Origin of the sequence: Pseudomonas sp. PDM14 (genome assembly GCF_014851905.1) — a bacterium.
GTDB lineage: Bacteria > Pseudomonadota > Gammaproteobacteria > Pseudomonadales > Pseudomonadaceae > Aquipseudomonas.
In genome coordinates this window covers 794,472-806,698 of sequence record NZ_JACVAQ010000001.1, presented here as the reverse complement: position 1 = coordinate 806,698, position 12,227 = coordinate 794,472, and the positions used below count along the sequence as shown (strand labels likewise).

Annotated in this window: 12 protein-coding genes and 1 tRNA gene; 11 read left to right on the top strand and 2 right to left on the bottom strand. The window is 60.1% G+C overall.

The features are described from left to right. Positions 1–86: 86 nt before the first annotated feature. The 7 genes from dapA (at position 87) to IB229_RS03705 (ending at position 5,659) form a co-directional block, all read left to right on the top strand. Positions 87–965, top strand: a complete 879-nt coding sequence (gene dapA, locus IB229_RS03735) for a 4-hydroxy-tetrahydrodipicolinate synthase (protein WP_192325084.1) — start codon at positions 87–89, stop codon at positions 963–965. 17 nt (positions 966–982) lie between these two features. Beyond that, complete coding sequence (gene bamC, locus IB229_RS03730; protein WP_192325082.1) at positions 983–2,098, top strand: outer membrane protein assembly factor BamC; 1,116 nt, start codon at positions 983–985, stop codon at positions 2,096–2,098. A 102-nt stretch (positions 2,099–2,200) separates the two neighbouring features. Beyond that, on the top strand, positions 2,201–3,067 hold the full coding sequence (locus IB229_RS03725; protein ID WP_192325080.1) for a phosphoribosylaminoimidazolesuccinocarboxamide synthase: 867 nt from the start codon (positions 2,201–2,203) through the stop codon (positions 3,065–3,067). A gap of 146 nt (positions 3,068–3,213) precedes the next feature. After that, positions 3,214–3,303 (top strand) — tRNA-Ser (locus IB229_RS03720). A 120-nt stretch (positions 3,304–3,423) separates the two neighbouring features. Beyond that, positions 3,424–3,858 carry a hypothetical protein gene (locus IB229_RS03715; RefSeq protein ID WP_192325078.1) on the top strand — a complete coding sequence of 145 codons (435 nt, stop codon included), beginning with the start codon at positions 3,424–3,426 and terminating at the stop codon, positions 3,856–3,858. Positions 3,859–3,947: 89 nt separating this feature from the next. Next, positions 3,948–4,379, top strand: coding sequence for a DoxX family protein (locus IB229_RS03710; protein ID WP_192325076.1), 432 nt, complete (start codon positions 3,948–3,950; stop codon positions 4,377–4,379). Further along, positions 4,376–5,659, top strand: coding sequence for an OprD family outer membrane porin (locus IB229_RS03705; RefSeq protein WP_192325074.1), 1,284 nt, complete (start codon positions 4,376–4,378; stop codon positions 5,657–5,659). Before IB229_RS03710 ends, IB229_RS03705 begins: the two co-directional genes overlap by 4 nt. An 867-nt stretch (positions 5,660–6,526) precedes the next feature. Here the strand turns inward: IB229_RS03705 and IB229_RS03700 are convergent. Next, positions 6,527–7,456 (bottom strand): alpha/beta fold hydrolase, encoded by a 930-nt coding sequence (locus IB229_RS03700; protein WP_192325072.1) that lies wholly within the window; start codon positions 7,454–7,456, stop codon positions 6,527–6,529. A gap of 409 nt (positions 7,457–7,865) precedes the next feature. Here IB229_RS03700 and IB229_RS03695 point away from each other — a divergent pair, with 409 nt between their 5' ends. From IB229_RS03695 to IB229_RS03680, 4 genes are all read left to right on the top strand, one after another. Then, positions 7,866–8,168, top strand: a complete 303-nt coding sequence (locus tag IB229_RS03695) for an ArsR/SmtB family transcription factor (protein ID WP_192325070.1) — start codon at positions 7,866–7,868, stop codon at positions 8,166–8,168. A gap of 143 nt (positions 8,169–8,311) precedes the next feature. Continuing rightward, a complete protein-coding gene (locus tag IB229_RS03690) occupies positions 8,312–9,325 on the top strand; it encodes a zinc-dependent alcohol dehydrogenase family protein (protein ID WP_192325068.1) in 1,014 nt (337 codons plus the stop codon). Beyond that, positions 9,315–9,629, top strand: a complete 315-nt coding sequence (locus IB229_RS03685) for an antibiotic biosynthesis monooxygenase family protein (protein WP_192325066.1) — start codon at positions 9,315–9,317, stop codon at positions 9,627–9,629. The genes IB229_RS03690 and IB229_RS03685 overlap by 11 nt, the downstream gene beginning before the upstream one ends. A gap of 375 nt (positions 9,630–10,004) precedes the next feature. After that, on the top strand, positions 10,005–11,012 hold the full coding sequence (locus IB229_RS03680; protein ID WP_192325064.1) for an acetoacetate decarboxylase (ADC): 1,008 nt from the start codon (positions 10,005–10,007) through the stop codon (positions 11,010–11,012). Positions 11,013–11,109: 97 nt separating this feature from the next. Here the strand turns inward: IB229_RS03680 and IB229_RS03675 are convergent, their stop codons facing one another. Beyond that, positions 11,110–12,060 carry an NAD(P)H-dependent flavin oxidoreductase gene (locus IB229_RS03675; RefSeq protein WP_192325062.1) on the bottom strand — a complete coding sequence of 317 codons (951 nt, stop codon included), beginning with the start codon at positions 12,058–12,060 and terminating at the stop codon, positions 11,110–11,112. Positions 12,061–12,227: the final 167 nt, after the last annotated feature.

Here is a 12,227-nt window from a genome sequence, read left to right as displayed (position 1 = left end):
CTGGCCGAGAGGTGCAGACCTTCGCTTGTACAACACTGGTGGCGTCAGTACCATTACCGCTCTCTTTTTCCGGCAGGAGCGGTTGCATGATTTCGGGCAGTATGGTGGCACTGGTCACGCCCATGGACGCGCAGGGTGGTCTGGATTGGGACAGCCTGAGCAAGCTGGTGGATTTCCACCTGCAAGAGGGCACCAACGCCATCGTCGCCGTCGGCACCACGGGTGAGTCCGCTACCCTGGATGTCCACGAGCATGTCGAGGTCATCCGCCGCGTGGTTGATCAGGTCAACGGCCGCATCCCGGTGATCGCCGGTACCGGTGCCAACAGCACCCGCGAAGCGGTCGAGCTGACTCAGAACGCCAAGAGCGTCGGTGCCGATGCCTGCCTGCTGGTCACGCCGTACTACAACAAGCCGACCCAGGAAGGCCTGTACCAGCACTTCCGCCACATCGCCGAAGCCGTGGCCATCCCGCAGATCCTCTACAACGTGCCGGGTCGTACCGTCTGCGACATGCTGCCGGAGACCGTCGAGCGTCTGTCGAAGATCGCCAACATCATCGGTATCAAGGAAGCCACGGGCGACCTGCAGCGTGGCCAAGAAGTGCTCGACCGCGTGAGCAAGGATTTCCTCGTCTATTCCGGTGACGATGCCACCGCCGTCGAGCTGATGCTGATGGGCGGCAAGGGCAACATCTCGGTGACCGCCAACGTCGCCCCGCGTGCCATGGCCGAACTGTGCGCCACGGCGATGGCCGGCGATGCCGACAAGGCGCGGGCGATCAACGAGCGCCTGATGCCGCTGCACAAGACTCTGTTCATCGAATCCAACCCGATTCCGGTGAAGTGGGCCCTTAACGAAATGGGCATGATGCCGGATGGCATCCGCCTGCCCCTGACCTGGCTCAGTGCGCGTTGCCACGAGCCGCTGCGTCAGGCCCTGCGCCAGTCCGGCGTACTGGTTTAACCGAGGAAGCATTACGCATGAAGCGATTGGCCGGACTTTCCGCCCTTGCCGTGATTATCTCCAGCACCAGCGGTTGTGGGTGGCTGTGGGGTGAGGACGGCTATTTCCGTGACCGCAGCACCGACTACCTCGAAGCGCGTCAGACCGCGCCGATGAACATGCCAGCCAACGTCGACGCCAAGCGCATCGACCCGCTGCTGCCGGTGCCGCGCAACGTTGCGGACAGCGTCGATACCCCGGAGAAATTCGAAGTACCCCGTCCGCAGGGCATCCAGATCAGCGAAGAAGCCAGCGAATTCAGCCTGCAGAAGAGTGGTGACTCGCGCTGGCTGGTGGCGCAGCGCGCCCCTTCCGAAGTCTGGCCGGTTGCGCGTCAGTATTTCGAGAACAGCGGTTTCCGCATTGCCGAAGAGCGTCCACAGACTGGTGAGTTCATCACGGCCTGGCAGCCGGCTTCGGAGCTCGCTCCGGCCATGGCGCGGCGCCTGGGCAGTCTGCTGAGCGATAGCGACAACGATGTGCGTGTGCGAGTGCGCATCGAGCCGGGCGTGGTGCGCAACACCAGCGAAGTCTTCGTTGTCAGCGCCGAGCGCGAGCAGGGTAGCAGTGCTGATGTGGCCTTCCCGGCGCGCACTGGCAATGCTTCGCTGGAAGCCTCGCTGCTCGACGGCATGCTGGCCGACCTGAGCAGCAGCGCCGAGCACGGTTCGGTGTCCCTGCTGGCCGCGCGCAGCTACGACGCGCCGAGCCGCGTCAGCCTGACCCAGGACGGCAACGGCAACCAGGTCCTCAACCTGAGCACCGACTTTGATCGCGCCTGGTCCAGTGTCGGCCGCGCACTCGAGCTGGCCAACCTGCGTGTCGACGACGTCAACCGCAGCCTGGGTATCTACTACGTCAACCTCGCCGAAGGCGCCCGTCAGGAAGAAGAGAAACGTGGCTTCTTCAGTCGAGTGTTCGGCAGCGAGCCGAGCAAGGAAGAAGTCGACGCCCGCGCCGAGCGCTATCAGGTTCGCCTGACCAGCAGCACCAATGGCGATGTGCAGGTATCCGTGGAGAAGGACCTCAATACAGTCGCTCCGGAAGACGTGACGCGCCGTGTGCTGGCCCTGATCCAGGAAAACCTCGGCTGACTGTGACGCCGACGCTCGCAGCGACGGCCACGGTGGTAAATCGATAGGCGAAACCCGCGTGGGTTTCGCCTGTTTCGTTTAGATCAACTCGGAAATTCCGACATGAGCACTCCTACCCTGAGCCTGAAAAAAATCTATTCGGGCAAAGTTCGTGACCTCTATGAAATCGACGCCGAGCGCATGCTGATGGTCGCCACCGATCGCCTTTCGGCGTTCGACGTGATCCTCAACGAGCCGATTCCGGAGAAGGGCAAGATTCTCACCGCGATCTCCAATTTCTGGTTCGACAAGCTGGCCGGCATAGTTCCCAACCACTTTACCGGGGACCGGGTCGAGGACGTGGTGTCGGCCGAGGAGTTGCCGCTGGTGGAGGGGCGCGCAGTGGTCGCCAAGCGCCTCAAGCCGGTCGCCGTGGAAGCCATCGTGCGTGGCTACATCGTCGGTTCGGGCTGGAAGGAGTATCAGAAGAGCGGCACCGTCTGCGGCATCCAGCTGCCGGTCGGGCTGAGGGAAGCGGCCAAGCTGCCGCAGCCGATCTTCACCCCGTCGACCAAGGCCGCTGTCGGCGACCACGACGAGAACATCTCTTTCGAGCAGTGCGAAGCGATCATCGGCAAGGAGCTGGCTGCCAAGGTGCGTGACACCGCGATCGCTCTGTACAGCGCGGCTGTCGAGTACGCGGCTACCCGCGGCATCATCATCGCCGACACCAAGTTCGAATTCGGTCTCGACGAGCACGGCACGCTGACCCTGATGGACGAGGCGCTGACCCCCGACTCCAGCCGTTTCTGGCCCGCCGACAGCTATGCCGAAGGCAGCAACCCGCCGAGCTTCGACAAGCAGTTCGTGCGTGACTGGCTGGAGTCCACCGGCTGGGGCAAGACCCCGCCAGCCCCCGCCGTACCTGCCGATGTCGCGCAGAAGACCGCAGACAAGTATCGCGAAGCGCTGACTCGCCTGACCCAGTGAGAGTCGAGTGATAGAAAAGAGGAGCCGAGGCTCCTCTTTTTTTGCCCGTGATTTGACAAGCATACGCAAGCATCTGAAAGCATGCGAAAAAATCGCTAAACGGGGTTCGCCAACGGGAACTGAGCTGCTATCATGCGCCCCGCCGTGGGAAGATGCCGGAGTGGCCGAACGGGACGGATTCGAAATCCGTTGTGTACGCAAGTGCACCTAGGGTTCGAATCCCTATCTTCCCGCCATATTGCATACCTAAGCCCCTGAAATTCCTAGAGTTTCGGGGGCTTTTGCTTTTCAGGGATGACGACTGTCGAAAATCTAGCTGGTGGGTTGGCATCGCTTTCAGGGAAGGAGTTAGGCGTATGAGTTCTGAAACCATTTACGGCATCGTCATCGGTACAGTCGCGTCTTTTTTGATCGCGTGGGTTTTTCATGTGATTCAAGGTCGCCGGAAGAAAGTAATCAGAAAGCAGCTCGAAGAGCTCGACTCGCATATGGAGTATGTAGGCCGACTGCGCGACTCGGATGAGTACCGTCTAGGAATGGCATTTTTCTGGCTTTTCGCAATCTTGTTCTTGGTGGCGGTTGGCCTGTTGGCTTCTGCGCTGACTAAGATCATTCCTACTCCCGGACTGACCTCCCTGTTCAATTTCCTTTCTTTCAGCTGTTTTTTGGCAGCTGCGCTTGCTGCCTACTTTGAGGCAGGCTCATTTCGCGATCTGTCGAACATTGAGCGGACAACAAAGCGCATCGAAGACAAGCGCGAGAAGCTAAAGCAGCAGCTAGAGGACGCCTAAGTCTTTAGAAGACTCTCAGCACATCTGTACAATCAGTCAGGCGCGTATGGGCAGATTGTGGTGCTTCTTGTCCGTCATACGAGTCGACTATGAAGCATTCCCCCCCGATGCATCCCGCCACTGCCTGGGCGCTTCTTTACATGCGGGTCAGTGCTGCACTTCTACTGTTGATCGTGCATGGTTTGCCAAAAGTTCTGAACTGGAGCGCCGAGCTGCGGTTAATCGAGGACCCACTTCATCTCGGTGCGACGCTCACCTTGAGCTTTGCGGTGTTCGCAGAAGTTGTATGTCCTTTGCTGATAATCACGGGAATATGTGCACGTCTCGCATGTATCCCTGTTCTCGCAGTGCTGCTCGTATCGGTTGTGTTGGTGCACCCGCATTGGTCTCTGGCCGAAGGTCAGTTCGCCTGGCTGATGATCATTGTCTTCGGCGGCCTTGCAGTTGCCGGCCCTGGGCCATTTAGCATCTATCGACTGGGGCGTTCCGCGCCTTCTCCCGCTCTATCGGGGCAAGCATGAAGTCCCCCACGGTAGCCGCCGCAGGGCTGCTGCTAACAGCATGCTCTCCGGGTATGGCAGCTGACGCGCTTCTGTTGTCACGCAACTACCTTATCCACAACGACTTCCGCACCGAGAGCCCAAGCGGCAAGAGTCTGACACGCGAATGGGCGCAGGGGCTCATCGGTCAGTACCGCAGTGACCTCACGCGGGGCAGCGTGGGTTTGGGTGTCGATCTCCATGGGTTTCTGGGCATCAAACTCGACGGTGGACGCGGTCATTCCGGAACTGGGCTTTTGCCGGTAGACAGTGATGGCAGAAGCCCTGCGGAGTATTCATCTGCGGGCGGCGCGATACGGCTCGTCCACGGCGATAGCACGCTTGCGTATGGCGAGATGGCAGTGGAAACACCTGTATTCGACACAGGCGACAAGCGGCTTCAGCCGGAGTACGCCACTGGTTGGTTTCTCGAGGATCGAACGCTTCCGGGCCTTACCCTGCAAGCTGGACGCTTCACCGCATTCAAGAACCAGGACTCCAGCTCAGGGCATGACGATTTTTCCGGGTACGGCGCTACTACTAGATTCGGAAGCATCAGCCTGGCGGGTGCGACTTGGGTTGCGGACGACCATAGCTGGGGTGGTGCGCTTTATACGTCATCGCTCCAGGATGTCTGGCGACAGTCCTACGCGAATGTCAATCTGCGCCGAGGGCGATGGTCTCTGGACAGTAACCTGTATCGTACCGTCGATTCGCAGGCTGCCCGCGCCGGTAAGATAGATACCTTGGCATACAGCCTGATGACGCGACTGTCCCTTGCGGAGCACACGCTAAGCTTGGGTTACCAGAAGATAGAGGGGGATACCCCGTTCGATTTTGTCGGCGGCGACTCGATCTACCTCGCAAACTCCGTCAAGTTTGCCGACTTCAATGGGCCAAACGAGCGCTCATGGCAGGCCCGCTACCAATGGAATGGCCAGAGCATCGGAGTCACCGGCCTTTCGTTTTCGGCGCGCTATGTTCGCGGCAGCGATATCGATGGCACCCGTGCACAAGGTGGAGGTGCCTACAACCACTTCGATGGCAGTAACTATCACCCTCTGCAGGGTCGGGGCGGTAAGCATTGGGAGCGCGACATCGATATCGGTTATGTCGTCCAGTCCGGTGCGGCCCGTGGCCTATCTGTAAGCATGGCCCATGTTACTCATCGAGCGAACGCTGCACAGGCTGGGTCAGATATAGATCGTATCTACGTCATCGTCGAGTATCCGCTGGATCTGCGAGCAGGGGGTGTTTTATAAGCCCCCTGAAATGTTCGACAAATTGGTGATGAGCTCCTGTGTCTCCGTTGACTCAATGCTGGGGCTCTCAGATTCGGGTAACGGGACTGCAGCTATCTGCCATACACGCCACAGGTCATTGGTCGCGTATGAGGCGGTCGACAACGCTGCGTTCGGCCAATAGCTGATAGAGACGCTCACACTGATCGGAAATTACCAACCACGCACGCCATCTTCCGACCTGAGGATGGCTTGTCGCCTGGCGCGTAAAGCCAGGCTCTGAATAGCCCCGGCCCACCGGACGTCTCTGTCCGAATTGAGCTCATCAATTCAGGCGCCAGCTGTTTTGCGCTTGCGGTGTTCGTTGTCACAGTCCGCACGCGGAAAAGACCAAGTACGACTGGGCTTATCGTAAAGGCCCAATGTGAGGATAGAGCCGGGCATTGCGCAGCCCCTTTGCGTATCGACTTGCCCTGGCGTTGCTCGGTCGCTCTGTCGGATGCAGCGAGTCTGCCAGTAGCCAGCACTTGAATTGGGTGAAGGCGTGCCGACGGGGGCTAGGTAGTGGCCCATGATGCGTACGGAGTTGCTGATGCCCTGCAAGGGGCAGATGAGTTTGCCGGTGGCGAGTTCGCGTTCCTCTAGCCGCGCCGATTTGAGCACCACGTCGAGATGCCCGCGCTCGGCTGCACGGTCGGCAGTGCTCTCCGGCACCATGGCCGGCGCGGCGTCGGGCTGGGTGTTTGGCGTGTTGTGCCTGGTTGGTATCGCGCTGGAATTGCGCTCAGAAAGTGCTGGCGCTGAGTAGCATCAAAGTACCCGCCCCGTCGGTCATCGTCGCGCGGACGCATTCGCTTCGTCCGGCCAGGCGCTAGTTTGCTGGCGGCTTCAGCCGCGGTTGGCGTTGAGAAAATCCTGATAGTGGCGGGCGGTTTCGTCCGGGCGTTCGAGCATCGGCACGTGGCCGCACTGCTGCATGATCACCACACTGGGTTTCTTCAACAGCGGTTTCATCACCTCGATGCTGGACACGTCCAGGACCCGGTCCTGATCGCCCCACAGCAGCAGGGTCGGAACCTGGATGTTTGGCAGCTCCGGCTCCAGCGGCACATAGCGTTCGCGCAGCTGGGCGAAGATACGGTCGAGGTGATCACGGCTGGCCATCGACTGCTCGGCGAAGTGCTTCTTCAGCGGCCCCGGCATCTCGGGCGGGGTGACGAAGACAAAATGCATCAGCACATCGAAGTCTTCCGGTTTTCGCACCACCAGCGGGTTGGGCTCGCCGCGCTGCACGCGCTGGATCATCTCGCTCTTGATCGGCGTGGTCACTCCGGCGTTGTTCAGCAGGGCCAGACTGAGCACGTCATCGCCGTGGCGAGCGCTGTAGAGCGCGGCGATGTGGCCGCCCATGGAGTTGCCGATCAGGTGCAGTTTGCGCAGGCCCAGGGCCTGGACCAGCGCGTGTAAACGCTCGACCTGGCTGTCGACGTCGTAGCTGACATCCGGTTTGCTGCTTTCACCAAAGCCCGGCAAGTCGAGGGCGATGACACGGTAACGCTCGGTGAGCGGCCGGGAAAAGCGCAGCCAGGTGTCGCGGTTGCCGCCGAAGCCATGCAGCATCAAGAGGGTTTCGCCGTCCGCCGGGCCGCCTTCGTAGTAGCGAATGGTGAACTCGCCGACCTGGATTTCCCGGCTCGACAACCCCGCCATGCGTTGCTCGACAAGCTGCGTGCTAGCCAGGAGCGCCGTGGGCGAGAAATACAGGCCGCCGGCAGCGCCTGCGAGCCCCACGACGATGATTGAAAACAGTTTCTTCATGGCAATTCCCTATGCTCTGCACGGCTGTAGTGACCGGCCAGGCGGCGCCCGGCAACCCTCGTAGCGAGACGCTACGCGCCCATAGTCGGCACCTGCGCGTGGCAGCGCCATCGCTCTTCGGGAGGATCTCGCCCAGGGCGCTAGGGTGATGGCAGGAGTGATAGCGGTGCCGTCTGCTCGTGGCCAGAAGAGGGCAGCCCAGGCTTTTCTACAGGGCTTGATTTCATAAAGATCGCCCTGTGCGAATGCATAGCCTTCCACCCCTTGGGTAAACCACTTGCGGGCATCATCCTTGGCTCGCGGTTGTGCAATCCGCAAGCGCTGCGGCAGATCCGGGGTGGCGAGAAAGGCTCGACCGAATGCAAATCGAGCGTATTGACATATCGGTAAATTTCGATATCCTGAGCCCATGGACCTACTTGAAGTTTTCAAAGCGCTATCAAACCGTACCCGTCTCGAAATCCTGAAGGGTTTGAAGGATCCGGCGAAAAGCTTCCCTCCGCAGGATGAGGGGGATGTGCTCACGGTTGGCGTTTGCGTCAGTAGCATCCAGGAAGGCGTCGGGCTGTCGCAGTCGACGGTGTCTGATTATCTTGCAACGCTGCAGCGGGCAGGGTTGGTTGAAGTCAGGCGCATTGGCCAGTGGACGTACTACAAACGCAACGAAGCAACCATCAGCGCCCTTGCCGAGATCATCGGCAGAGAGCTGTAATTTTTTCCCGCTAAATATCTAGAATTCCCGATATCCCGGTTAGTCGAAGCGAGGCGCTGTGATGACCTAGCCCTGTGTAGTAATTGCTCTCCAGTTAAATCGAAAATTCCCGATATCCCTTTTTATAGAAATGAGGTTTTACAATGAAAGCGATGATGCTCAAGTCCTTCGGCGGCCCGCAGTCGTTCGAACTTCGCGATGTGCCAAAACCGGTTCCGGGCGCGGGGCAAGTCTTGGTCCGGATACACGCGACCGCCATCAATCCTTTGGATTATCAGGTCCGACGTGGCGATTATGCCGACCTGGTGCCACTTCCGGCGATTACCGGTCATGACGTATCTGGCGTTGTCGAGGAAGTCGGGTCGGGTGTCACGGCTTTCGTTCCCGGGGACGCCGTCTGGTACACCCCGCAAATATTCGAGGGCCCGGGAAGTTATGCCGAATACCACGTGGCGGCCCAAGGCATTGTCGCGAAGAAGCGTGCTTCGCTGAGTCATCTCGAGGCGGCAAGCCTGAGCCTGGTGGGCGGAACGGCATGGGAAGCACTGACGGTGCGAGCGGCACTCAAAGTGGGCGAAAGCATCCTGATACACGGCGGTGCAGGGGGCGTCGGTCATGTCGCGATCCAGTTGGCGAAAGCCATTGGTGCGCGAGTCTTTACCACCGTGCGTGAAGCGAACATTGAGTTCGCACGACGCATGGGTGCCGATGTGATCATCGACTACGAAAAAGAGGATTACGTCGATGTCATCAACCGGGAAACCGATGGTCGCGGAGTCGATGTGGTGTTCGACACCATCGGCGGCGACGCATTGTCCCGCAGCCCCGACGTCCTCGCCCAACTTGGCCGGGTTGTCAGCATCGTGGACATCGCCCAGCCACAGAACCTCATCCAGGCCTGGGGCAAGAACGCGAGTTATCACTTCGTGTTCACCCGCCAGAACCGCGGCAAGCTGGACGAATTGAGCACGTTGATCGCGCGCGGCCAACTGCGCCCGCACGTTGGCGCGGTCTATTCACTGGCCGATCTTGCACTCGCCCATGCGCAGTTGGAGAGCCCCAACAACGGCCTTCAAGGAAAGATCGCGATTGCCGTCGTGCCGGCGTCTGATCTGGCAAACGTTGAACTCACTTGCGGGGAATCCCATGATCTATGAGATCGCTCTACTGCCCGTTCACAGCGACCAGATTGAAAAGTTCAGGCATGCATTTGCCGAGGTTGCTCCTTTGCTCTGCCGTGCAAAAGGTTATTGCGGGCACATGCTGGCCCAAGGGATCGAAACTCCGCAGCAATTCAATCTGATCGTGCGCTGGCAATCCCTCGAGGATCACACGCCGGGCTTCGAGGCGAGTGACGATCACCGGGTGTTCATGATGGGCCTGGAGGCGTACTTCTCGGCAGAGCCGCAGGTCTATCACATTGAGGGGGCGGCTTTTGCGCTGGGTGATCCTGCTTTCTGACGGTTTTCACACTGCGAGACTCATCGGGTCAGCTGCCGTTTGCGCGCACTGGCCCGATACCGCCGGGTAAAAATGATTGCCATTGGCCGGTGGGCTATCGGCCCATCGCCGCGATGCATTCACCCGCCTTACCCCGCCTTATTTGTCCTGTCTCACACCCTTCCTGCCGACTGCGACCGACGCGCTGCCCCAGCGTGATCGAGCTGCAGCAATCGGTGTTGCTGCGCCGTTACAAAGAAACTGCATCTGCGACTTGACCTTAAAGTTAAGTTGAACGTTAGGGTTGCCGCGCCCGGCCTCTCAAGCACATGACTTGGCGGCTGCACCCAGGGGTTCGAGGGGCAGGAACCTCATCACGATGCGGAGACGACAGACATGAAATTCAGAAACGTAGCGATACTGGCGGGGGTTCTCCTGAACGCCACGGCTTTTTCTTCTTGGGCCGCGAACGTGCCCGAGCCTGGCCAGAGCGCGACGGCCACGACCACCATCGCGGGGCAGGTCATTCCCGTCGTGGCGGGCGGATTGTACGACCGCTATCACTCCAACCCTCCGCTCTCCGTGATCGCGTCCGAAGCACCCGGTATCGACCTGAGCTGGTTCAAGGAGCTCAAGAAAACCAAGGTCGACATGGGCTTCGAGTCCTACTCGCCGAACTTCTATTACAAGAACAGCAGGGTCACCGTGGTCTTCACCGCGGATCTGGACAGGCTGCGAGCGCTGATGCCCGCCGAGGTCCTGGAACAGGTCCAACCGCTTCAGGTCTGGCCGGGTCGAGGTCTGGTGGCAGTGACCGCCTACGCCTATGAGTATTGCGACAACGACAGCTACAACGAGATCGCCCTGTCCATCGTCACCAACAAGCCTGGGAACGCCAATCTGGGGCCGGTTTCCCTGATCGGTCAGTCGATGTCGGAGGACTTCTGGGGTTACGTGCTCAAGCTCCCGGTCAACACGGAGCTGGCCAAGGTAAGGGGCGTGGTCGGCTACAACCTGCCCAAGTGGCTGACCGGTATCAACCTGCGGGAAACCGATAAATCGGTGATCTTCGAGATACTCGACAACCAGACGGGGAAGGTCGATGTCACGCTCGAGACGGAGAAACTGGGTGATCTTTCCAGCGAGGTTGGCCTGGTCACCAACAGCTTCACCAACATCGGCCACAACGGCGAGCTGAGCTACGGCTACGCGGTTTCGCGCCAGTTGCGTCATGCTTCCAGCACCCGCGAAGACGCGGTGAAACTGGTGCTGAGCGACGGCAGCCTGTCGACCTACATCAAGTCATTGGGGCTGGGCAAAATGATGAAGTACGAGTACGTGCCGGAATTCCAGAGCGCGCTGTATGCCCCTGCGCCGTTGAAAGGGATGCTGGAGAACGACTGATCCGTTTGGCGCTAGGGCTCAGGTCGCACTCATCTGCAGCGACAAGCCCGCTAACGGCTGAATTCACAGCCGTAGCGGGTCTGGCAATGCGGCGTTGTCAGGCCAGCCTGGCCTTGGCTTCGGCGTATTCGCGCTTGAGCTGGGAAATGAACGCGGAGACTTTCTGCACCTTGCTGATCGGCGCGATGCCCTGGCCACAGCCCCAGATATCCTTCCACGCCTTGGCGTCGCTACTGCCGAAATTCATCTTGCTCGGGTCGCTCTCGGCAAGGTTGTCCGGGTCCAGGCCGGCGGCCAGGATCGAGGGCTTCAGGTAGTTGCCGTGGACCCCGGTGAACAGGTTGCTGTAGACAATGTCATCGGATGTGCCATCGACAATGGCGTGCTTGTAGGCCTCGGCCGCATTGGCTTCCTCGGTGGCGATGAATGCCGAACCGATATAGGCGAAGTCCGCGCCCATGGCCTGCGCGGCCAGGATGGCGCCGCCGGTGGCGATGGAGCCGGACAAGGCCAGCGGACCGTCGAACCACTGGCGGATTTCCTGGATCAGCGCGAAGGGGCTCTTCACCCCGGCATGGCCGCCGGCACCGGTGGCGACCGCGATCAGGCCGTCGGCGCCTTTCTCGACCGCCTTGCGGGCGAAGGCGTTGTTGATCACGTCGTGCAGGACGACGCCGCCGTAGGAGTGAGCCGCCGCGTAGATGTCCTCACGTGCTCCCAGCGACGTGATGATGACGGGCACCTTGTACTTCACGCAGAGCTCCATGTCGTGCTCCAGGCGGTCGTTGCTCTTGTGCACGATCTGGTTGATCGAGAACGGGGCGGCCGGGTTGTCGGGGTTGGCCTGGTTGTAGGCTGCGAGCGTCTCGGTCACTTCGGCCAGCCAGTCTTCCAGCAACGAGGCGGGGCGAGCGTTGAGGGCCGGCATGGAACCAACCACGCCGGCCTTGCATTGTTCGATGACCAACTTCGGCGTGCTGATGATGAACATAGGTGAGCCGATGACCGGAAATGGCAGGCGATCCAGCGGGGCAGGCAGTCTAGACATGTGAACTCCTCTGTTAGGGAAGCGAAACGCAACGCGCAGACTCGCGGGCCGGACAGAAGAGGTCAAGTGATTCTCATTTGGAGGGTATTGGGCAAGATGCGATATGCCGGCCCGGCAGGGATCGTTCTTGTACAGCCAGCAAGCCTGGAACGCCCGAAAAATCAGCT